The organism is Ureibacillus sp. FSL K6-0786, assembly GCF_037965165.1.
Taxonomy (GTDB): domain Bacteria; phylum Bacillota; class Bacilli; order Bacillales_A; family Planococcaceae; genus Ureibacillus; species Ureibacillus thermosphaericus.
Genome location: NZ_CP150191.1, coordinates 1,065,386 through 1,088,645, shown reverse-complemented (window position 1 = coordinate 1,088,645; position 23,260 = coordinate 1,065,386). Strand labels below are relative to the sequence as shown.

Below are 23,260 nucleotides of genomic sequence, written 5' to 3'. Positions count from 1 at the left end.
CTATGTGCACAAAATTCAATCGATGGGCATTGTACTAGTTATCAGTTTATTGGGCGTATACCTTTTTAACATTTTGCATTTACCCGTTCCTTGGTTACTCGGTCCGATTTTTACAGTGTTAATCAGTCAATTTTTTATCAAAACACACCTCTATTGGCCATCAACATTACGCAACTTCGGATTAATCATCGTAGGAATTACCATTGGCCAAAGCTTTCAATTAACTGTTTTTTCCGGCATGGGCTGGCTTATTGGAATCATGTTGTTATTGAACATTATGATTATAATATTTAGTGTTCTATTAGCATTTGGACTTGTGAGAGTGGGGGAGCTTTCATTAAAAACCGCATTGACATGTACGGTTCCCGGAGGACTTTCTCAAATTGTGGCCTTTGCAGAAGAGGAAGAAGGTATTGATATTGCCATTGTCACGTACTTTCATGTTGTTCGTGTAATCACTATTGTGATTGGTATTCCCTTAATATTACATGCCCACGCAGTAGCTGATAAGAAAGAAGCGATGTTATCCTTCTCTTCAATGATGGCATTATTGCTACTGATTCTCGGATCTATAGTAGCTGCAAGGATAGGGAAGAAGATAAAAATTCCGGTTTCTTCTTTTTTATCTCCCGTATTATTCGTGATTGGTCTCCAATTGTTTTCAATTGAAATGCCAGAAGTCCCAAACCTCTTTCTCAATATGGCACAGTTAATGATTGGTGCTTATATAGGACAGCTGCTAAAGCCTAACATGCTAAAATTGGGGAAGCGGGTTCTATTATTAGGTATTGGAACTGCCATATTCCTGTTGCTCTTTACTTTTGTACAAGGGTGGATGTTAACACAAATGATGAAATATTCCTTGTCAACAAGTATATTAAGTACAGCGGCAGGAGGGCTGGATCAAATGAGTCTACTTGCCAATGCCATTGGAGCGGATGTATCGATCGTGACGGTCTTTCAAATGTTTCGAATTTTATTTGTTTTTATCGTTGTTTTACCATTATTAAAAGTATCTTGCCGATATATTGATGAAAGGAATACTAATACTTAAAAGAATCAGAAAGGTTGTTTCTAGTAACATTTATAGATACTATTAATGGTAGGGTCGCCATAAAAACCAGACGAATATAGTAAAAAACTGTCGATTGTTGATTCACAAGAAAAAATGGTATGATATATATTAGTTTGTCTATGAAATGATAAGGGGAATATGACATAAAATGCAAAACAAAAAAATAGAATTGTGGAAAAAAGCTGTGAAAACAGGAATCATCAAGTCGAATTTAATTCCGATGTTCGCCGCTTTAATGCTTGCCCTTTATACTTATCATTTAAGTTTTATTGAAAATATACCGAATATGATTTTTGCTCTTATCGGTTCGGCGGCAGTCATCGGAGCAGCTGGAATATTCAACAATATATATGATCATGATATTGATGCGAAGATGTCCCGTACAAAATTGAGACCATCTGTTACTGGTGAAATTAATCTTCGCACGTTGTTGATTGTCGGAATACTATTACTGATTATCGGACTTGGATTTTTAGCCTTAACAACACTAACAGCTGCAATTCTTGGATTCCTTGGTGTATTTTTCTACGTTGTTCCATATACGATGTGGACGAAGAGAAGAACTATTTGGAACACTGAAGTGGGGAGTATTTCTGGTGCGGTTCCACCGTTAATTGGATGGGCGGCTGTTGCACCTACGATCTGGCACCCAGCATGTTGGGCGCTCTTTATCATTATGATCATTTGGCAAATGCCGCATTTCTATGCACTGGCCATCCGTAAGAAGGATGATTATGCAGCAGCAAAAATCCCAATGCTTCCAGTTGTAAAGGGCGTTAAACGCACATATATCCAAACGAATGTGTACTTAATTTTGCTCATGCTAACGAGCTTTCTGTTTGTTCCGTTAAGCTGGGGGTTAACGCTTTCTTCACTAATGCTTGGCGGCATTTGGCTATGGATTAGTTTAGTAGGATATAGACAAATGGACGGGAATAAATGGGCAAATAAAATGTTTGGTTATTCATTAATTTACATGACAGCAGTGTTTGCCACAGTCATTATTTATGCCGGAGTAGGAATGATATTACGTTAAAGTATGATGAGACCGAAAGTTCATTATTGTTAACTTTTGGTCTGATTTTGTTTACATATATCAATAAATTAACATAGTTATTCATAAAAACTCTGCCATAACTATGTCAATAAAGTTTAGTTGCAAGGAAATTCCTGTATATGTAACAAAAAATGCAATGATGAAAAAATAAAAATATTAAATTTGTGAACAAAAATATGATAAAAATGTGACATATTTCGAGAGTTGATGTACAAAGAGATGATGGGGTGCTATAGTAATATTACAATACAGCGAAAAATGTAGTTGCTGTATAAAAAATTGCTCTTTTAGTAAAAGTATCATGTAAGCTCATAAGAACCTAAAATTTGTTCGACTGATCAATAAAACCTCCCCTATATTTTTTATAACTAGCTTATAAGGTTTGGAAAAGGCTGGACGCATTGGCGAACCAGCCTTTTTGTATTTTAACAGTTTTCATTTGAGAGGTAGACAATTTGATTTTTTCCTTGTCTTTTTGCCATATAGAGAGCTTGATCGGCAACTTTAAAGATTTGAGTGAACTTTTTAGCATATGGAATGCTATTGGTACATACTACTCCGATGCTAACAGTCACTTTAATTTCATTTGTTAAATAGTTTATCTGAAAGGAAGTAATTTCATTATAAAGTTGTTTTGCTCTTTCCATAATTGAATGTGAAGGATATCCTTTTAAGAGGACAATAAATTCATCCCCACCGTAACGACCGACGATGATATTTTCTTTATCTTCATTAGCCACCTTTAAACAAGCCTGTGCGACCCCTTTAATCACTTCATCACCTATTAAATGGCCAAAGGTATCATTAATATTTTTAAACGAGTCAATGTCGATGACGACACAACAAATATGTTCATCTGTTTTTTTCATTTCTTTGAGCCACTTGTCACATGTTGTTTCAATATAATAACGATTATATACTCCTGTTAAACTGTCCACATTTGCCCGTTTTTCTATCGCTTTAATGCTTTGATTGACATCCAATTCTCGTATTTTAGATGAAAGGCGAGTGGAAAACAGTTTTTCAACAATTGTTAAATATTCTTTCATCGCTTCGTAAGATTTCTTATAATTGCCAAGGGATTCATAAATTTCTGCAATTACTTTCAATATAGACTTTAATTTCATTTGATTATTATAATCAGAATATATGTTGAAAGATTTATGTAATAATTGCAATGCTATATCATGCTCACCTTTGGAACGATGAAATGTGGCTTTCACATGGAGAAAGTGCGCTTTTTCATGAGGTAGGTTGTTGATATACTGGTTGAGCTCTAGTTGATTGATAATTTTTTCTGCCTTCGATAATTCATTCAAACCGATATAACTTGATGCAATACTTAAATAGATATGACATTGCAATAATATTTCACTAGGGCAATGTTCTTTTGCAATGGCTAATGCTTTTAACGCATAGTGAAGTGCTTTTTCATAGTTTCCTTCATGCAATAAGTAGTTGCTGTAGGAGTTGAAACTGCTGCTTACTGAATAAAACATTTCTAATTCTTGTGCAATCCGTATACATTGCTTCATCGCTTCTTTTGCTTCTTCGAAATTTTCTTCATAAGCATATATCAAAGCACTCAAATAATATAAGTAATACTTATCCCGATCGTCTCCGAATTCATCACACAACACTTTATAATCAAGAATATGTTGGAAAGCGATTTCAATTTCACCTAAATAATAATAACAACAAGCAAGATTCAAATGGGCATTCATCGTGGCCTTAATATCTTCGGTTTTTTTAGCGGTTTCTAATAGTTCTTTACCCAACTCAATAGCTTCTGTATACTTGCCATCGATAAAAAGGTTTCCTGTGAGCGATTCCAACCTTGTTAAATGGTACAATTGAGCGTTCATTTTTCTACCCCTCTCTTTGAAGGAAGGAAGAAATACCTTGGAAATACAATGGTTTTCTGGGTATTTCTTCCCTATTTATATTATAAACTTCAAAGGGATACTAAAATGTATACAATATTTGACAATATAAAAGTAATTTCATGACTTTTCATAAGGGGTCTAAATAGTACAAAATTCTTAAACGTTTTTTATGGAAAATTTAGGTTAGTGAGAAAAAAGTTTTAACGAAAATTTTGCTACTCAATTACAAAGAGAGGTTGGCAACTTCACATAAATAATCGCAGAGAACACGCAATCCTTTATCAAAGTTTTCTAAGTGGAAGTGTTCATTTGGTGCATGGAAGTTTTCTGTACTTAAACCAAATCCCATTAACACGACAGGGATATTTAAGATTTGATCAAAGGTTGCAACAATTGGAATAGATCCTCCGCCGCGAGTGAATGCAGTAGGGGATTCATACACTTTTTCATACGATTTGCTTGCTGTTTGAATTAATGGGTGGTCAAAAGGTGTAAGATATGGTGCCCCGCTGTCAAATTTCGTTACAGTGACTGTTACCCCTTTAGGTGTATGTTTTTCAATATGATTTTGTATTAACGCAATGATTTTGTCGGGATCTTGGTCTGGAACAAGTCGGCAAGTTATTTTTGCTCCTGCTTCATTTGGTAAAACGGTTTTAATTCCCTCTCCAGAAAATCCACCGAAAATTCCATTGATTTCTAAAGTAGGGCGAGCCCAAGTTCTTTCAAGATAGGAGTAGCCTTCCTCGCCAAACAATTCATTAACTTCCAGTTCCTCTTTTAATGCTTCTTCATTAAATTGTAGGTCAGCAAAGGCTTTACGTTCCTCATTTGATAGTGGTCGAACGTCATCATAAAATCCTTCGACTAAAATTTTACCTGTATGATCTCGGAATGAATCAAGAATTGCTACTAACGCATGGATTGCATTTTGCACTCCACCACCGTAAAGACCAGAGTGCAGGTCGCTTTTCGCTCCACGCACATCGATTTGGAGGCCTGTAAGTCCTCGTAATCCATAGCAGATTGCCGGTTTACCTGGACCATACATATTTGTGTCAGAGATTAAAATGAAATCTGCTGCTAATTTATCTTTATTTTCCTCTATATAAGAAGGAAGGTTAGCGCTTCCAATTTCTTCTTCACCTTCATAAATGAATTTTACATTGACAGGCAATGTACCGAGAATCGAGAAAAGTGCTTCAATTGCTTTTAGGTGCATGAATATTTGTCCCTTATCATCGGAAGCTCCTCGAGCATACAATTTATTTTCAATGATTTTAGGTTTGAAAGGTTCTGTTTTCCATAAGTGCAATGGATCAACTGGTTGAACGTCATAATGTCCGTAAATTAATACTGTTGGTTTTCCTTCAGCATGAAGCCATTCACCATAAACGACAGGATGCCCAGCTGTTTGGTCAATGGATACATTTTCAAGGTTCAATTGTTCCATCTGATTTTTTAGCCATTGAGCTGCACGCTCTATATCTTGCTTATGGTCGGATAGTGCGCTGATGCTAGGAATAGATAAAAATTCAAATAGCTCCTGTAAATGCTTTTCGCGATTTTTTTCAAAATACTCATGAAAACGTTGCAAGTCCATATAAATCCCCCGATTCAAAAAAATTTTCTAAAAATTAGTATATCATAGAATTGGAAATTTCAAGCGAATGTCAGAACATTTTGAGAAAGGTAATAAAAAGGGGAAATCAATAATAGAAATCTTACAGGAATGTAATGTAATTGAAAGCTAATCATATAGAGTGTAATACAAATTTTTGGGAAAATGTATACAGAAAGCTCTTAAATACGGAGGAATTGAACGATGAGTAAAATTTGTGATGTTTACGAAGAGTTTAATCGTTATATATATCATTTATGTTTAAAATTAACGCGCAATCCTTTAGAAGCTGAGGATTTAATGCAAGAGGTGTGGGTAAAAGTTGTCCGCAACCAAAAGCAAGTGGAACAAGTTGATCATGTAAAAGCATGGCTTACGACCATTACAATGAATACGTTTCGAGATCGTTATCGGAAAAATGTGCGCCGCAGTAAGTATGTAATGAATCAACCTGAAACTTTAGACGTTCCAATACTAGAATTGGTTCCAAATAATGAAGTTTCCACAGAAGAACAAATTGAAAAAGTGGTCATTACTAAAATTGTGCAGGAAAAAATGAAACAATTAGATAGTATTTATCAAAAGACGCTTTGGTATTTTTACGTTGAGCAATATTCTTTAGCTGAAATATCCAATTTAATGAAAGTATCAATCGGCACTGTAAAATCCCGCTTATTCCGTGCGAAGCAAAGACTGAAAGAAATTTTAATGTCAGATAACAACTTGGTAGATGTGGTTATGCCTGTATAACAATGAAAAGTAGCTTGTGGTCATCCTATGGCCACAAGTTTTTTCTATGGAAACAGTAAATGCAAGCTGCTATTATAGGCAACTTGCATTTTCCTTATCATTCGACGTACAAACATACTTCCAACCCCTTTTTATTTATAAGGATAATTTTCTAAACATTTTTCAAAAATGTTATGCAATGTTTGGATTTCTTCGTTTGATAACATACCAAACATGGAATGAACTAATGCCATCACCTGAGTTTTGGATTGTTCTAATACTTTTCTTCCTTCAGGAGTAATTGCGATTTGAGATACGCGGCGATCGTTTGCACTTTGTGTTTTTTGAATATATCCGCTTTTTAACAGTTTCGATGTTAAAACGGTTACTCCGCCTGTTGTAATTTTTAGTCGTTCCGCAATGAGAGAAGGGCGTTTTGGACCTTCTTTTGCAAGTAAATCTAACAAAAGAATATGGGTTTTTGAAAAACCTAAATCATTAATTTGATTCCATTCATTAGACCATTTTCGCTCTAGCGTTGAAACCACTTCAAATAGGCTGGAAATGGTTTCATATCGTTGGTTATCCATTATTTTCAGCTCCACTTTCATTTTCAGTACAAGGGTAGGGGAAGATAATTTAACTTACAATTTCGTCAGCATGCTTTCTCAATTCATTTAATTCATATACACGAACTTTGCGTGGAATAAATCGACGGATGTCCATTTCGTTATAACCGACTTGGATGCGTTTTTCATCAATTAAAATTGGACTACGCAGCATTCGAGGATGTTCTTTAATTAATTCATAAAGCTCTTGGATGGAAAGTTGATCAATGTCAACATCTAAGTTTTTGAAGTCGTTTGAGTTTGTTGCAATAATTTCATCTGTTCCATCTTCCGTCATGCGCAATATGTTTTTAAACTCTGATAATGTTAGTGGTTGAGATGTAATCCGTTTTTCTGTAAAAGGGATATTGTGTTCTTTTAGCCATTTAATTGCTTTGCGTGAAGAAGAACAACTAGATTGGGTGTAGATGGTAACTGTCATATATACCGCCTCCAATAATGGTTTAGAGTTGTATTTTGTTATTGTAAGAGAAAACAGCATTAGATATCTTATCAGTAAGATAAATCAAAGTCAATTTTGAAAAAAGTGGACGACTAAATAATGTATAACCATTTTTCTAATAATAATTACGTTTTTATTGGGCGAAAGTTTCAATTTTAGGGAAATTATTTTAGTTGAATATTACAGAAGGGGAAATTTTGATTTTCACAGTAAAAATTAATTTTCTGGAAGAGTAAGAGAATTTAATGGATTTCTTAATTATAATAATGCAAAGTACAATTTCTGTTAGAAAGGGAAATGAATTGAAAAAAAGAAAAAACTCGCGATTTACATTTCCGCGAGTAGCTTATTGAGCTCTGCTAATTTCTTTTCCATACGAGCTAGTCGTTCTTCTGCTTGCATTACCGAATCAATATGGCCAGTATTTTCAAGTTTCTCTATATCGCCTTGCAAATTGATATAATCCATTTTAATTTCAGCAATTTGCTGTTCAATTTCTCGTTTTGTCAACATAATTAACTCCCATCTTTCATGTTCAGTCACATTAATATGGTTATTGTATCATAAAGGATTGGAGTTTTCATTCATCTAAAAAAACAATGGCCGTATTCGACCATTGATGCAAATTAATGGATGTTCACTTTTTCGGGATTTGTAGAAAGGATTAATTGGAAGGATCCTTTTTGAGTTTTCACTGTTACCGTTACAAATTCGCCTGAGACCTTGACATTTTCTTGGAATTTTTGAGGATTCATAGAAAGTTCTGTGCCCCAGTTCGACATGTTGACTAAATAGATTCCGTTATGTAAATTTAGGAATTCACTAAAGGCATCTTTGGCAAGTTCGTCAATTTCAGTTAAATTCTCTTCTGCATAGTTCGATGCAATGTGCAGCAACGATTGATCATCAGCTGCAATTGCTGTAAATAGTGGAGCACTTCCAGTAATTTCTTGACTTACGAACCATTTTGAATGATGAACTTCTTCGTTTGAAATTTTAAGGAATGTTTGGCGATCAATGAAGCGAATCATATTTTTCGCAAAAAGGGAAATGTAGTCTCCGTATTGTTCACGAATTTCTTTGTGATCTTTAGTTAAAATGTTTTCCACTAATGCATCGATATTTCCGCTTTGAATTTCCTCAAACTTTTCGGTGGATAGACTATATTCTTTCTTATAGTCATTTAAAGCTGAACTGAATTCGTCCATTGTCATATAACCGCGGTCTATTAACGCTTGTGCTAAATATAAATGGCCTTGTTTTTGATGGGAAATAAGCTCTTCAACTTGTTCTTCTGTTAGATATCCAAGTTCAATAGCAATTTCACCGAAACGCTTGTCCATTTGTTTTTGTTTTTCATGGACTTCATTTACTTGATTAGAAGTCATCAAACCTTTGTCGACAGCAATAACACCAAACTTTACGTGCACCGCTTCTTGATACTCTAGCACATCTTGAAGTTGTTCATTTGTAATCAATCCACGATTTAATAAGTAGTGACCGAAATATTGGCTAAACATGGATTATCCCTCCTTTAAGGCTTTCTCAACAATGTTCGTAAGAGTTTCAAATTGAATAGGTTTTTGAATAAAATCATATGCACCAAGTTGAAGGGCTTCTTTTAATTTGCTGCTTGTACCAACGGAAGAGGCCATTATAACCTTCGTCTCAGGACTGATTTCTTTGATTTCTTTAAGTGTTTCAATTCCATCTTTTTCAGGCATAACGATATCTAAAAATACTAGATTTGGCTTATATTTTTCTACTTGTTCTACTGCTGAAATGCCATTTTGTGCTTCATAGATTGCTTGAAAATTTAATTCTTCGAGGGCTTCTTTTAATTTCTTTCTAATGAGGAGAGAATCGTCACAAATTAGAACTGTAAATTTTTCCAATGCCATCAGCTCCTTTTATTAATACCTGCTTATTTATATAGTACTACATACCTATGAAGATTTTCTAGATGACTATCCAAAAATTTTAACAATTAACAAAATTTATGGATATTTAATATAAAAAGACAGCCGATTCTAAAATCGAACCGGCTAAAAAGTTTAGATATATAGGAAAATAGTATTGAAAAGCTAGGTTATAATGATACAATATTATGCCGTTCATAGGCGAAATCTAGTAGAAGCGATTTTAATACTTCATTATTATCTTGGATTTCTAATTGAATTTGTTTTCGAACTGCTCGTTCACGTCTTGCTTCATGGAGTAATAATTCCATAACAGCATTTTGAATGTTAGACTGCTTCATTTTGCGGCCCAATCCTAAGTTTATAAAACCGTTATTTTCTCTTGGGAAGATATTATTTAATTCCCGTTCATTTTGTGCTGATACGATGCAAGGGATACCGACGGCAGCCACTTTATATGGCGTATAGTTGGCGTTACAAATGACGATATCTGCAACTGGCAATAATTTATCGAGTGGTTTATCATCTTTGAAAATTTTTGTATTTCTTCGGCTCAACGCCATCATTTGTAAATCGCTGATTGAATGCTTATATTCTCGATCGATTGCTATTGTCACTTTTAGTGGGATTTGTAGGTGGGTTAAGTGGCGCAAAGTGCGGTATGTTAAGTTGTTGTCGTCTCCATCTTCATAAGCAACGATGATATGTGGCGGGTTTGATAATTCGTTAGAAACTCTAGATTCAGCAATTGATTTTAGTGTATCCGTAACCGCGAAGGCGAAGCTTCCTGCTAGAATATTTTGAGCAGTCGTTTCTCTCGTTTCTTCTAATATAGACATAATATTACAATCAGCAAGCTCTGCTCCCTCACCAAAATCATCGAAATGCACTAACGTTTTGCACAGCGGTCTAATCGTTTCTACATATTCAACATACGTATCTTTTCCATCTTGTACAATTAAATCTGGCTGCAATTCTTTCAGGTGTTTTACTAGTTCGTCGATATGGTCATAGAGTATCGGTGAAAGTTGTGCATCTGTAAATATTTCTAATGCTTCATCTGATACATTTTTAAGAAAAACCGTAACGTCCTCTTCAGTTTTTAATAGTTTTGCAAGGATGCTCGTTCTTTCAAATGGGTAGTAGCCTTTAATAGCACTATACTCAACGATAAAAGCAATTTTCTTTTTTGGTTTTCTACTCAAATCATTCTGCATACCAATCCCATCCTTTCCCAATCATTATTTAAAATATGGTTAAATATTTGAAAGTATGTGTGAAATTATAAATAAGTAAAAGATTTTCAACTTTCTAGCTTTGAAATATTGATTATTTTATGATGGGGAAAGGAAGAAAATGAAAGGTTGTTTACTATGAACAGACGTTCAGCTATGGTTTTTGGCGGAACAGTGGGAATGCTTTCTGTTATCATATCAGACCTGGCGAATAGTTTGAGAGAAACCGCAAGTCCGAAAACTGGCAAGTGTTTGTAAATAATTTGATTTTGTTGATGAATTAAAAAACAAAAATAAATTTTCGTTTAGTATAAATTAAATGAATGCTCCATAATAATATGAGAATGCGCGTTAAAATACCCGTCAGTAAACTAACAATGGAATAATATTTTCAGCCTAAAGACTGAACTTTTTCTTTTTTAATACGGTTCCCTATCGAAAGATTTGTGCATTTGCTACAATTAACAGATGGATGATAACAATAGATGGAGGATTTACAACATGAAAATTCTACTCGTAGATGGTACAGTTTTTGGTACAAAGACGGGTGCGCTCTTAAGACAGGTGGAGCAATATATAAAAGAATTTGATTCCAGTTTGGAATTGGAAATTTTATATTTTTCTAAATTAAAACATCAAATTTTAGATGGAAGTCCGCTAAATGACGATATGAAAATGATGATTCAAAAATTCGAAGAAGCGGATGGCTATATATTTGCAACGCCTATTTACCAAGCGTCCATTCCTGGCGTATTAAAAAATGCTTTAGATATGTTGCCACCAAAAGCGTTGCGCTATAAACCAGCAGCAATTGTGGCTAACGGTGGCACATTCCAACACCATTTAGTTGTGGAAAATCAATTCAGACCGATTTTAGATTATTTCCGCTGTTTAGTCACTCCAAACTATGTATATACTCATACATCCCATTTTGGTGAAAATGATCAAATAATCGATCAGGATATTCATGAGCGTTTACGTGAATTAGCTCGCGTCTTCGTTCAATATTGCAAAATGAGCGAATCGCTAACAAAAGAACCGATTGATAAACACTAATTTTGAATAAATCGCGACTAATTAATTTTTCTAAATTTGAAAATAGAAAGACTTTAATTGAAAACACCTGTAATTCTTTGTGAATAAGATTTACAGGTGTTTTTATTTTTTCAATTCATCACTAATTTTTATCCTTTTTGTGTGTAAAGAGCATAAATCGTTTTCATAAATTTACGGTTAGCAAGTATGTGAATTGGATATTCTAAAATATATACTGCTTCATACTATAGAAGATTGGAGATTATACCAATGTCTTCAAAAGTAAATCTTTCATGGATTGCCAGTCAATTTGAAGATAAGAATGATTTGATACAAAAGAAGTTAGAGTTAGATCATAAACAAATTACAGTATTATTTATTAAATCGCTAATTGACCAAGAATTATATCAAAAATACATTATTAATCCATTTTTTGAATTGCCGACACAAGAACAATTTAACCTTTACTTATTTGCATTACCTCAATTTCAAGAAGTCCCTTCAAAAGAAAAAGCACTTTATTTTGTGATGGAAGGGAATGTACTTATTGAAATTCAAGACAATTTATATTCCCTTGATTTCAAGTTATCAAAAAATAGTGATGTCAATTCTACTTCTGTTGAAACAACCATCCATGGATCTGAATTGGCATTAAGTGATAACTTGATGACCAATATTAATGTGATACGTTCTTCGTATCATCAACCGTCTTTAATGATTGAATATTTCGAAAAAGGTGAAGTAAATAAGCCAAAAATGGCGCTAATTTATGATGATAAAAAAGTAAAACGAAAGGCATTGGAAAGTATCAGGGAAAAATTAGAGAAAATTGATATGCAAGTCATTACAGAGGCACCTCAATTCAATACTTTATTAAATGATCAACGGTATTCCTTATTTCCTAAAATGTTACTAACAGAACGACCAGACCGAATTGTTTACAACCTTGCTGGTGGGAAAGTGATATTGTTGGTAGACGGTAGCCCTCAATCAATGATTGCGCCTGTCGTATTTTTCGATTTTATGACAACCATGGAAGATAATTACCACACATTAGCGATTTCATATTATTTAAAATTGCTGCGTTATATTGGTATATTCGTATGTATTTTACTTCCAGGAATTTATATAGGCGCTGTGTCCTTTTCACCAGAGGTATTTCGAACAGAATTAATGTTGACCATCGCAGGAAGCAGAATGGGAGTTCCATTTACTTCCTTTGTAGAAGTATTATTTATGCTTTTTTTTATGGAACTGTTACTCGAGGCGAGTATTCGACTTCCGAAGGCGATTAGTGCAACGGCAGCAACGGTTGGAGGTCTTATTTTAGGAACAGCTGTAACGGAAGCGGCCCTTGCTTCTAATATCATGGTCATTATCGTATCGGCAGTTGCAATCTCGACCTTCGTCATTCCTGTTAATGAAATGGCGTTTGCAATACGCATCGTACGATTAATTTTAATTGTGATTGCGAGTATTTTTGGATTAGCTGGCCTCACATTAGGTTTTTTATGTTTCATTATGTATCTAGTAAATTTGACAAGCTTTGGGGAACCGTATTTAAGGTTTTATAACTACCGAAAAGGTAATCAGGATTCGGAGGGACAGGCTTGAGTCGATTTTATTATTATTTAGTCATGATTAATATGATTGCAAATATTATTTCAGCTGTTCCTACCATTCTTTTGCGGTATCGAAACGATGGAGCTGTATTGTCTTTAATTGTCGGTATCATATTAGGGCTAGTAATTGTGATTGTTTATACGAAATTTTTTAATGCCTTCCCAGGGAAGACATTTCCGGAACTGTTGGTACAAACGACATCTAAATGGTTTTACTATCCATTATTATTTTTTATGGCGGTTATGTGGTTTATTGCAGGGATAAGCACATTAATTACTTACTCTTTTTTGCTTATACGGTATTTAACTCCTGATATACCAATTATGCTTATTGGGTTAACCTTAATTTTATCTATTATATTTGGATGTTTTATGAAAACCGATCGAGTGTTATACACCATCGAAATCGTTTTTGTAATTAATTTTCCTATCATTATTTTTATTATTATCAAAGCATATACAAGCAAAAATTTAAATTGGGATTTTATTAGGGAAGCAATGTTACATGTTGTGCAAGCACCCAATATACATGCAGTTTCTTCAAGTATATTTTTATTTCTTGGCGTAGTGAATCTCGTGATTTTTAACCGTTTCTTTACCCAAAAACAAAACTTTGGTTTAAAACAAATCATTGTACTTGTTTTTATCGCCATTGCAACCACTTTTACGACTTATTTTATACCAATCGGTTTTCATGGTTCGGAGACAGTTGGTGAGCTTATTTATCCATGGATTGCTACGAGCGACTCCATGAGAATGAGATATTTTGTAATAGAACGTCTAGTATATGTTTTTTTACTTCTTTATTTATCAATGGCTTTTTTAAGTATCTTGATTCACTGGCATGTAGCGGTCGAGTTATTCAAGTATATTTTCAAATTAGAAAAAATGAAATTTAAAGGAATAAATATCGGTTATATCATTTTGATTGTCTTTTTCACCGTTAGTTCTCTCTATATAATCGTATCATTAACAGAGTATCAGTTGTTTCAATACTCCAAATACTTCTTCAACATAGCTGTTGTCAATTTCTTTGCTATGATTTTTTTATTTATCTATATCATTAGGAGGATGAAAGGTGCTAATAAAAAAGCGAATGAAAGTTAAATTATTCATCCTAATAACGATTCCATTCCTAGTCGTCCTCACAGGTTGCGGAGAATTCAAAGATATAGATAAAATGGTGTTTGTTTCGATGATTGGGATTGATGAGACCGATGATCCTGAAAAACCATACAAAATCATCTTAAAGCTTTATGTTCCATCGAGTTCGTTTAGACAAAATCCAACGCCTGAGTACACATATCTTTCAAAAAACGGTAAGACGTTGGCAGAAACGATTTCGATATTGGAATCTCATTTAGATAAAGAATTGGATTTTGGCCACTCGAAGCTAATTGTGGTTGGGGAGAAAATACTTCAAAATGATAATTATAAGGAAATATTGGATTTTCTCATACGAAGACCTGATATTCAAATGATTTCTTATTTTGCAGTGGGTAGACCTAATGCTGAAGAGATTATTAAATTTTTACCTGCAGGGGAAACAGCATTACAACCAACCATCTTCAATTATTTTGACAATAACGGAGCAGAAAGTTCATACATTATCTCCACTTTTTTATTTGATTTTCGAAGAAGGTTAAAAGAAGAAGGAATTGATCCAATTTTACCGATTGTTGAAATGAACGAACCGAAAACACATTTTATTATTAATAAATCAATAGTACTGGCAGATAATCGGCCTCCATACGAATTAGATACCGACAAAACTTTACTTTTTAAAACACTTTCTATGAATGCAAAGACGATATTCTTTGCTGTAAAAAGAGAACGTGAATATTTTGTTTCTAGAATTGACTCCATCAAGTCAAAATACAATGTAAATGTAGAAAATAATAAAGCTTCCATAAAGATCGAAATGAAATTAGCAGGGGTGATCACAGAATCAAAGAATACATTAAGCAGTAAAGAATTATCAAGATATAGCAAAATGTTAGATGAGGAAATGAAGGAAAAAGTATCAGAATTTATTCATGAGATGAAAAGGGAAGGATATGACCCGTTCGGTTTCGGTTTAAAATATTATGCTCATACTTTGCCTAAAAATCGAATGACTCACGAGGAATGGCTAGAAGCATATAAAAACGCAGATGTAGAAGTCGTTGTGAAGTCAAATTTGAAAAGTACAGGTAGCATTCAATAAATTGAACCAGTATAGGGGAAAGTCGTGGAAAAAGATCGAGTTGGAAAAAACACTTCCATATTAGATCTTTTTTCTTTCTTCTAATTAATTGCATACCATACCACCGTATAGTATAATGAGTTTAAGGATTGGAGGTAGATGAAACTGGAAAATCTAAATGAAGAGCATTGTTCTCACCGAAAGAGCCACCATCCAGAACATGTAAAAAAGGATTTAATCACCCGTTTGAATCGAATTGAAGGACAAATTCGTGGCATTAAAGGTATGATTGAACGGGATGTATATTGTGATGATGTGATTACGCAAATTGCTGCTACTCAATCGGCTTTAAATAGCGTCGCCAAAATCTTATTAGAAGGACACATTAAAGGATGTGTTGTCGATCGATTAGCAGAAGGAGATTCGGAAATCATCGATGAATTGGTTATAACGATTCAAAAGTTGATGCGCAAATAAATTTGAGGGAGGAAACGTGATGGAAAACGTTACATTACAGGTAAAAGGAATGTCTTGCAATCACTGTGTAAAAGCCGTTGAAGGAAGCGTTGGTGCTTTAGATGGTGTACAAGAGGTAAAAGTGAATTTAGCAGCTGGCGAAGTAAATGTAACTTTTGATCAATCAAAAGTTACAATCGATCAAATTAAAGAAACAATCGATGAACAAGGTTACGATGTGGAATAATAAACGTAATTAGGGAAAGTGCTTTTCAAATGAAGCACTTTTCTTCTTCCATTTAATATACCCTATAAAGGTATACGCAAGAGGTGAACCTCATTATGAATCAAGAACAAAACCCTAATGTAAAAGAAACATCGCTGCAAATAACAGGAATGACTTGTGCAGCTTGTGCTAATCGCATTGAAAGAGGATTAAAGAAAATGCCCGGGGTTGAGAATGCCCATGTCAACTTGGCATTAGAAAAATCAACGATTGATTTTGATCCAAACAAGATTAGTGTAAAAGAATTGGAAAAGAAAATTGAAGATTTAGGTTATGGCGTTGCAAAAGAGAAAAAGGAACTCGTCATTACAGGAATGACTTGTGCGGCTTGTGCCAATCGCATTGAAAAAGGGCTTAATAAAATGTCTGGCATTTCAAATGCTACGGTCAATCTTGCTTTAGAAAATGCGACGGTCGAATTTCATCCTTCTGAAGTCAGCCTTTCAGATATTATTCAGCGGATTGAAAAATTAGGTTATGGCGCCCACGTAAAAGAAAATGATCAAGAAGAGCTGGATTATCGCGCTCAAGAAATCCGCAAACAAAAGAGTAAATTCATCATTGCTGCTATCTTTTCTTTACCATTATTATGGACAATGGTAGGGCATTTTCCGTTTACTTCATTCATCTATATGCCTAAGTTTTTAATGAATCCGTGGGTACAATTGGCGTTTGCTACCCCAGTGCAATTTATCATTGGATGGCAGTTTTATGTTGGTGCATATAAAGCATTAAAGAACGGCAGTGCCAATATGGACGTTCTTGTTGTGCTCGGTACGTCCGCCGCATATTTTTACAGTTTATATCAAACACTGAAAACATTTGGTACTCATATGCACCCTGAACTTTATTTTGAAACAAGCGCAGTATTAATTACATTAATTCTTTTAGGGAAATTATTTGAAGCGAAATCGAAAGGACGTTCATCAGAAGCGATTAAGAAACTGATGGGGTTACAAGCAAAAACTGCCCTTGTTTTAAGGGATGGTGTGGAAAAGGAAATTCCTCTAGCAGAAGTAGTTGTTGGTGATATTATTTTCGTAAAACCAGGAGAGAAAATTCCTGTAGACGGCGAAGTGATTGAAGGAATAACGGCTGTAGACGAATCGATGTTAACAGGCGAAAGCATTCCAGTAGATAAAACAGTTGGTTCCATTGTATACGGTTCAACTATTAATAAAAATGGTTTCATGAAAATAAAAGCCACAAAAGTTGGGCGCGACACAGCACTTGCTCAAATTATAAAAATTGTAGAAGCTGCTCAAGGATCAAAAGCTCCAATTCAACGACTTGCCGATCGAATATCTGGCATTTTTGTCCCGATTGTAGTAGGTATTGCGATTATAACTTTTATAGCTTGGATTTTCATTATTACACCGGGGGAAGTGACACCGGCATTAGAAGCAATGATTTCCGTTTTAGTCATTGCTTGTCCTTGTGCACTAGGTCTTGCAACACCGACATCTATTATGGCTGGTACGGGAAGAGCTGCAGAGTTCGGGATTTTATTTAAAGGTGGAGAGTATCTTGAACAGGCTCACCATATTGATACGGTCGTAGTGGATAAAACAGGGACTGTTACAAAAGGTGAACCAGAATTAACGGATTTTTCATTGGCAGAAGGTGAAGATGAAGAAACTTTTCTTTCCTTAATTGGTTCTATTGAAAAGCAATCAGAACATCCTTTAGCCCAAGCTATTGTGAAGGGGATTGAAAAGAAGGGAATTGCCTTTCGAGAAGTTCAAGCATTTGAAGCAATTCCTGGCATGGGTGTTAAAGGAAGCGTCGATGGAAAAGAAGTGCTCATCGGAACTAGAAGGTTAATGCAAAACAATCATGTGGAGATAGCGGACGTTTTACCTCTTATGGAACAGTTTGAGCAAAAAGGAAAAACCGCTATGTTAGTGAGCATTGACGGCAAGTATACAGGGTTGGTTGCTGTCAGCGATACGGTGAAAGATACGTCAAAACGAGCAATTCAACGACTAAAAGAAATGGACATTGAAGTGATTATGCTGACAGGAGATAATGAACGAACGGCGAAAGCAATTGGAGAGGAAGTTGGCATTAATCAAGTAATCGCTGAAGTGCTTCCAGAACAGAAAGCAGAAGAAATTAAAAAATTGCAGAATGAAGGAAAAAAGGTCGCAATGGTCGGAGATGGCATTAACGATGCTCCTGCTTTAGCTGTAGCAGATATCGGAATGGCGATTGGTACCGGAACAGACGTAGCAATAGCGGCAGCGGATATTACGTTAATGCGCGGTGATTTAAATAGCATTGCGGATGCGATTTTGATGAGTCATAAAACAATGCGAAACATTAAGCAAAATTTGTTCTGGGCCTTTGCCTATAATACGATAGGTATTCCGATTGCGGCTGCAGGATTCCTTGCACCATGGGTTGCCGGTGCAGCGATGGCCTTCAGCTCGGTATCGGTTGTATTGAATGCATTAAGATTGCAACGAGTAAAACTAAATTCATAGCGTTATGAGGGGTGTTTAGAAAGTCGACAATTTCCTAGACACCCTTATCTCTTGATAATCTTGATTTTTTAAAAATCTTTGCTCCTGTGGTAGTCGAAACTAGTTCCCATTATCCTCGTCTCAAAGCGTTCGTCTCAAATGACTTTTCCGGCGTCCCCTTTTTCAAAAATTATCGTTACCTCGCAAGTTTCGGGAAAATTTGAAATACTTGCGACTTTGAATAAAATACTTGCAACTTCCTATTTAACTTCAACGCATAAATCCCTATGAAATGCAAATGCTGTAAATATAACAAATGTGGAGTCTGCCAGAGAAACTTCATCACTAACAGGAGGAATTCCAATGAAAAAGCAGCTTCTAATACTCACAGCAGCACTTTGCGTTTTTTCTTTAACTGCATGTGGAAAAAAAGATGAAAACATCTCTATGGAAAATTCAGAAAATCCAGCTCAATACACGGATAACGATTCAGCTGACAATATCGTAACAAACAATCAAGCAGACGGAGATAAAGTAGTTGGGCCAAACATGGATGGTGTAGAGAGTCATGCCGATGTATCGCATGCTACTTGGGGAAAAATACCGGAAGGATTAAAAGAAGCTAAAAACCCGAAATATAAAATAGGAGACAAAGTCATCATCAATGCAGCTCATGATGATGATATGCAAGGATCAGAAGGAACCATTGTCGGAGCCTATGAAACAACAGTATATTCCATTTCTTATGTATCGACATACGATGAAAAACTGGAAGAAAACGAAAAATGGTTTGTTCGGGAAGAAATCCAGCCACTTGGTGAAAAAAAATTAGATGTTGGATCTAAAGTCATTATTGAAGCTGACAGAGAAGAGGGGATGAAAGGAGCGGAAGGAGTCATTGATACCGTTGAAGAAACGGTAGTTTATATGGTAGATTATATCGATAAAGAAGGAGATCCTGTAAAAAATTATCAATGGCTCAAAGAAAGCGAATTATCTCCAGCAAAATAAATATTGAAACTGTGCATCCGAAAATGAAACAATCAAAACACACCATTTTGCATTAGAGCTCAAAATGGTGTGTTTTTTATTGTTTATGAACGTTGCTTTGTTTCTATTATTTGTTAATAAGCAGATTTTTTTATTAAGATATTCTTATTAGCACTCATATAAAGGAATGAAAGCCATGAAGAAGAATATTCTTGTCACGGTTGATTCCAATTATCTTTATCCTTTAAAAATAATGTTAAAATCACTGTTTATGAACAATCCAAAAGAGCATTTCTCCATTTATCTTGTCCATTCTTCAATATCTGCTCAACAACTAGAATCATTAGAAACTTTTATTGCTAGCGAAGGTCATGAATTTCATCCTATTCAAATTGATGAAGAGTTGTTTAGCGAAGCCCCAACTCTTTTGCACTATACGAAAACGATGTATTATCGATTACTTGCCCATAAATTTTTGCCGCAAACAATTGACCGTATACTTTATTTAGATCCAGATATATTAGTGATTAATCCAATCAGAGAACTGTATGAGCTTGATTTGGAAGGGTATCTTTATGCAGCAGCAGATCATCGAACAATGCCAATAGTAGAAATTAATAAAATACGATTCAATCCATTTGATTTGGAAGCGTATTATAACTCTGGCGTTTTATTAATGAACTTAGCATTGCAACGGGAAGTTATTGATGAAAAGGATATATTTAATTTTGTAAAAAAATATCATTCTAAGCTTATTATGCCTGACCAAGATATTATGAACGCCCTTTATTCCAAGAAAATTAAAGGGATTGACGAAGTAAAGTACAATTATGATGCTAGATTTTATAACATTTATAAGCTAAAAAGTAATGGTAAAGTAGATATGGATTATGTCATGAATCATACAGTTATCCTACATTTCTGTGGGAAAAAGAAACCATGGAGGAAAAATTACAGCGGGAAATTTTATTCATTATATAAACATTACGAGAAAATAACGAAAGACACAATTTTAGCATTGGAAGATTGGAAAGCTGAATCTACTAGTGGAAAAGTATATTAAGTGGCAATAGTATTGTAACAGTTATCCATGAAGCATAGTGAAAATGGAAATACAATAGTTGGCTCGAAAATGAATGGAGAGACGAGATATGCTATAGTTATCCTATGACTGACGAAAGGATGTAACCTATGGCAAAAAGTGTAGTATTAGCCGAAAAACCATCAGTAGCTCGTGATATTGCTCGAGTGCTCAATTGCAAAAAAAGCGGAAATGGATTTTTAGAGGGGAATCAATATATCGTTACTTGGGCTCTTGGTCATTTAGTAACCCTTGCAGACCCTGAGAGTTACGATGTGAAATATAAAACATGGAAACTTGAAGATTTACCAATGCTGCCAGAACAAATGAAACTTTCGGTCATTAAGCAAACCGCGAAACAATTTCAAGTGGTAAAAAATCAACTGCTTCGAAAAGATGTAAAGGAAATCATTATTGCAACCGATGCCGGACGAGAAGGGGAGTTAGTTGCTCGCTGGATTATTGAAAAAGCGAAAGTTCGTAAACCCATCAAGCGTCTTTGGATTTCATCGGTGACAGATAAAGCCATTAAGGAAGGTTTTAATAATTTAAAGCCTGGTAAGCAATATGAGAACTTATATGCCTCAGCGGTTGCCCGTTCAGAAGCAGACTGGTATATCGGATTAAACGCTACCCGTGCTCTTACGACAAAATACAACGCCCAACTTAACTGCGGACGGGTGCAGACACCGACGCTTGCCATTATTGCTGCTCGTGAAGAAGAAATCAAAAACTTCGTACCGAAAAATTATTATGGAATACAAGCGACTAGCGACAAAGTGAAGCTAACATGGAAAGATGCAAAAGGAAACACTCAAAGTTTCCACAAAGAAAAAATCGAATCGATCATCCAAAAATTAAGCAACAAACATGCTGTCGTTACAAACATCGAGAAAAAGACGAAAAAATCTTACGCTCCTGGCCTCTATGATTTAACAGAATTGCAGCGGGATGCTAATAAAATTTTCGGCTTTTCCGCAAAAGAAACGTTGAATATTATGCAAAAGCTATATGAGTATCATAAAGTATTAACGTATCCAAGAACGGATTCGCGATATCTTTCATCCGATATCGTAGCTACCATTCCTGAGAGGCTTAAAGCATGTGGTGTAGGGGAATATCGACAACTTGCCAATGAAATATTAAAAAAGCCAATCAAAGTTAATAAATCTTTTGTGGATAACAGTAAAGTGAGCGATCATCATGCCATTATCCCGACAGAACAGAACGTCAATCTTTCTTCTTTTTCCGATAAAGAGCGAAAAATTTACGATTTAGTTGTAAAACGATTTTTGGCAGTACTCCTTCCTCCAACCGAATACGTACAGCTTACAATTAACGCAAAAATTGGGGACGAAACATTTATTGCAAAAGGAAAAAATATACTAACACCTGGATGGAAAAAAGTATATGCAAATGATTTTGTTGAAGAAGATGAAGTGGATGTACATGAGCAAATTTTACCGCAAATGGAAAAAGGGGATACACTAACGATTACGAGTATTCAAATGACTCAAGGACAAACAAAACCACCTGCAAGATTTACCGAAGCCACATTGCTTTCAGCAATGGAAAATCCGACAAAGTATTTAGAGTCGAGCAATCGAAAGCTTGCAGATACTTTAAAATCTACCGGAGGACTTGGGACGGTAGCGACCCGCGCGGATATTATTGAAAAATTATTCAATAGTTTCTTAATTGAAAAACGGGACGGAAAAGAAATTTATATAACTTCAAAAGGGCGTCAACTCTTAGATTTAGTGCCAGAAGATTTAAAATCTCCAGCTCTAACTGCTGAGTGGGAGATGAAGTTGGAACAAATTTCGAAAGGCAAAATGAAAAAAGAAACGTTCATCAACGAAATGAAGCAGTATACAAAAGAAATTGTTGGAGAAATCAAATCGAGCGATAAAAAATACAAACATGACAATCTTTCAACAAAAAACTGTCCTGAATGTGGAAAGCCAATGCTAGAAGTGAACGGAAAAAAAGGGAAAATGCTTGTTTGCCAAGATCGACAATGCGGTTATCGAAAAAGCATTTCTCGCTTCACGAATGTTCGTTGTCCGAATTGCCATAAGAAGCTGGAATTGCGAGGAGAAGGAGAGGGCCAAATTCTTGTATGTCAATGCGGATTCCGAGAAAAATGGTCCACGTTCCAAGAAAAACGAAAACAACAAACGAATGGTAAAGTGGATAAGCGCACTCTGCAAAAATATTTGAAGAAAGAAGACGAAAAAGAACCGATTAATAACGCTCTTGCGGAAGCATTAAAGAAATTAAAATTAGATTAAATAGAAGAACTAGGCAGATAAGATGCTGCCTAGTTTCTTTTTATAGCATCTTTAAATATGAAGAAACTCAAAAAGAGACTGAAACTTGCTCCATTAATAAACATCGTACTTGGGCAAATGATTAGTCCAAGAAGCTCCTCTGCTGTTGTCGTCGCTGTACTAAATAGTATATGATAACCCAATTTTTTATTTTGGTGATTATCATAGCGACTTGAGCCGTAGCAGATCGTTTCGATGATGGAACAACTTTTTT

General features: G+C 35.0%; 21 protein-coding genes. 13 read left to right on the top strand and 8 right to left on the bottom strand.

All coding sequences use genetic code 11. The features are described 5' to 3' along the window. Positions 1-4: 4 nt before the first annotated feature. Both NSQ18_RS05265 and cyoE read left to right on the top strand, forming a co-directional pair. Complete coding sequence (locus NSQ18_RS05265; protein WP_339289315.1) at positions 5-1,054, top strand: AbrB family transcriptional regulator; 1,050 nt, start codon at positions 5-7, stop codon at positions 1,052-1,054. A gap of 169 nt (positions 1,055-1,223) precedes the next feature. After that, entirely contained in the window at positions 1,224-2,111 is an 888-nt protein-coding gene (gene cyoE / locus NSQ18_RS05260; RefSeq protein ID WP_096550244.1) for a heme o synthase, read from the top strand. Positions 2,112-2,557: 446 nt separating this feature from the next. Here the strand turns inward: cyoE and NSQ18_RS05255 are convergent, their stop codons facing one another. Both NSQ18_RS05255 and NSQ18_RS05250 read right to left on the bottom strand, forming a co-directional pair. Further along, positions 2,558-3,997 carry a GGDEF domain-containing protein gene (locus tag NSQ18_RS05255; RefSeq protein ID WP_339289314.1) on the bottom strand — a complete coding sequence of 480 codons (1,440 nt, stop codon included), beginning with the start codon at positions 3,995-3,997 and terminating at the stop codon, positions 2,558-2,560. 244 nt (positions 3,998-4,241) lie between these two features. Continuing rightward, positions 4,242-5,621, bottom strand: coding sequence for a dipeptidase (locus NSQ18_RS05250; RefSeq protein ID WP_016837364.1), 1,380 nt, complete (start codon positions 5,619-5,621; stop codon positions 4,242-4,244). A 222-nt stretch (positions 5,622-5,843) separates the two neighbouring features. Here NSQ18_RS05250 and NSQ18_RS05245 point away from each other — a divergent pair, with 222 nt between their 5' ends. Next, the gene (locus NSQ18_RS05245; RefSeq protein WP_339289312.1) at positions 5,844-6,389 is read left to right on the top strand and encodes an RNA polymerase sigma factor; all 546 of its coding nucleotides are present in this window, start codon (positions 5,844-5,846) and stop codon (positions 6,387-6,389) included. 131 nt (positions 6,390-6,520) lie between these two features. Here the strand turns inward: NSQ18_RS05245 and NSQ18_RS05240 are convergent, their stop codons facing one another. The 6 genes from NSQ18_RS05240 to NSQ18_RS05215 all read right to left on the bottom strand — a co-directional run bounded on the left by NSQ18_RS05240 (position 6,521) and on the right by NSQ18_RS05215 (position 10,575). Then, positions 6,521-6,958: a MarR family transcriptional regulator gene (locus NSQ18_RS05240; RefSeq protein ID WP_016837362.1), complete on the bottom strand. Its 438-nt coding sequence runs from the start codon at positions 6,956-6,958 to the stop codon at positions 6,521-6,523. A 49-nt stretch (positions 6,959-7,007) separates the two neighbouring features. Continuing rightward, complete coding sequence (spx, locus tag NSQ18_RS05235; protein WP_016837361.1) at positions 7,008-7,418, bottom strand: transcriptional regulator Spx; 411 nt, start codon at positions 7,416-7,418, stop codon at positions 7,008-7,010. A 348-nt stretch (positions 7,419-7,766) separates the two neighbouring features. Continuing rightward, positions 7,767-7,952, bottom strand: a complete 186-nt coding sequence (locus NSQ18_RS05230; protein ID WP_016837360.1) for an SE1832 family protein — start codon at positions 7,950-7,952, stop codon at positions 7,767-7,769. Between the two features lie 113 nt (positions 7,953-8,065). Next, a complete protein-coding gene (locus tag NSQ18_RS05225) occupies positions 8,066-8,959 on the bottom strand; it encodes a hypothetical protein (protein ID WP_339289309.1) in 894 nt (297 codons plus the stop codon). A 3-nt stretch (positions 8,960-8,962) separates the two neighbouring features. Then, on the bottom strand, positions 8,963-9,340 hold the full coding sequence (locus NSQ18_RS05220) for a response regulator (protein WP_026018993.1): 378 nt from the start codon (positions 9,338-9,340) through the stop codon (positions 8,963-8,965). A gap of 188 nt (positions 9,341-9,528) precedes the next feature. Further along, positions 9,529-10,575 (bottom strand): hypothetical protein, encoded by a 1,047-nt coding sequence (locus NSQ18_RS05215; protein ID WP_016837357.1) that lies wholly within the window; start codon positions 10,573-10,575, stop codon positions 9,529-9,531. A gap of 519 nt (positions 10,576-11,094) precedes the next feature. On the opposite strand from NSQ18_RS05215, the gene NSQ18_RS05210 reads away from it, so the two are divergent. The 10 genes from NSQ18_RS05210 to NSQ18_RS05165 all read left to right on the top strand — a co-directional run bounded on the left by NSQ18_RS05210 (position 11,095) and on the right by NSQ18_RS05165 (position 23,007). Then, positions 11,095-11,649 carry an NADPH-dependent FMN reductase gene (locus NSQ18_RS05210; RefSeq protein ID WP_016837356.1) on the top strand — a complete coding sequence of 185 codons (555 nt, stop codon included), beginning with the start codon at positions 11,095-11,097 and terminating at the stop codon, positions 11,647-11,649. A gap of 249 nt (positions 11,650-11,898) precedes the next feature. Beyond that, on the top strand, positions 11,899-13,242 hold the full coding sequence (locus NSQ18_RS05205) for a spore germination protein (RefSeq protein WP_016837355.1): 1,344 nt from the start codon (positions 11,899-11,901) through the stop codon (positions 13,240-13,242). Then, a complete protein-coding gene (locus tag NSQ18_RS05200; protein WP_096550250.1) occupies positions 13,239-14,357 on the top strand; it encodes a GerAB/ArcD/ProY family transporter in 1,119 nt (372 codons plus the stop codon). The genes NSQ18_RS05205 and NSQ18_RS05200 overlap by 4 nt, the downstream gene beginning before the upstream one ends. Further along, positions 14,329-15,456, top strand: a complete 1,128-nt coding sequence (locus NSQ18_RS05195; RefSeq protein WP_339289306.1) for a Ger(x)C family spore germination protein — start codon at positions 14,329-14,331, stop codon at positions 15,454-15,456. Before NSQ18_RS05200 ends, NSQ18_RS05195 begins: the two co-directional genes overlap by 29 nt. A 138-nt stretch (positions 15,457-15,594) precedes the next feature. Beyond that, positions 15,595-15,912: a metal-sensitive transcriptional regulator gene (locus NSQ18_RS05190; RefSeq protein ID WP_016837352.1), complete on the top strand. Its 318-nt coding sequence runs from the start codon at positions 15,595-15,597 to the stop codon at positions 15,910-15,912. A 19-nt stretch (positions 15,913-15,931) separates the two neighbouring features. Then, complete coding sequence (copZ, locus tag NSQ18_RS05185; protein ID WP_016837351.1) at positions 15,932-16,138, top strand: copper chaperone CopZ; 207 nt, start codon at positions 15,932-15,934, stop codon at positions 16,136-16,138. A 95-nt stretch (positions 16,139-16,233) separates the two neighbouring features. After that, complete coding sequence (locus tag NSQ18_RS05180; protein WP_339289303.1) at positions 16,234-18,663, top strand: heavy metal translocating P-type ATPase; 2,430 nt, start codon at positions 16,234-16,236, stop codon at positions 18,661-18,663. A gap of 342 nt (positions 18,664-19,005) precedes the next feature. Then, a complete protein-coding gene (locus tag NSQ18_RS05175) occupies positions 19,006-19,653 on the top strand; it encodes a DUF1541 domain-containing protein (RefSeq protein ID WP_339289302.1) in 648 nt (215 codons plus the stop codon). 175 nt (positions 19,654-19,828) lie between these two features. Continuing rightward, positions 19,829-20,695 carry a glycosyltransferase family 8 protein gene (locus NSQ18_RS05170; RefSeq protein ID WP_016837348.1) on the top strand — a complete coding sequence of 289 codons (867 nt, stop codon included), beginning with the start codon at positions 19,829-19,831 and terminating at the stop codon, positions 20,693-20,695. Between the two features lie 128 nt (positions 20,696-20,823). After that, entirely contained in the window at positions 20,824-23,007 is a 2,184-nt protein-coding gene (locus NSQ18_RS05165) for a DNA topoisomerase III (protein WP_016837347.1), read from the top strand. Positions 23,008-23,260: the final 253 nt, after the last annotated feature.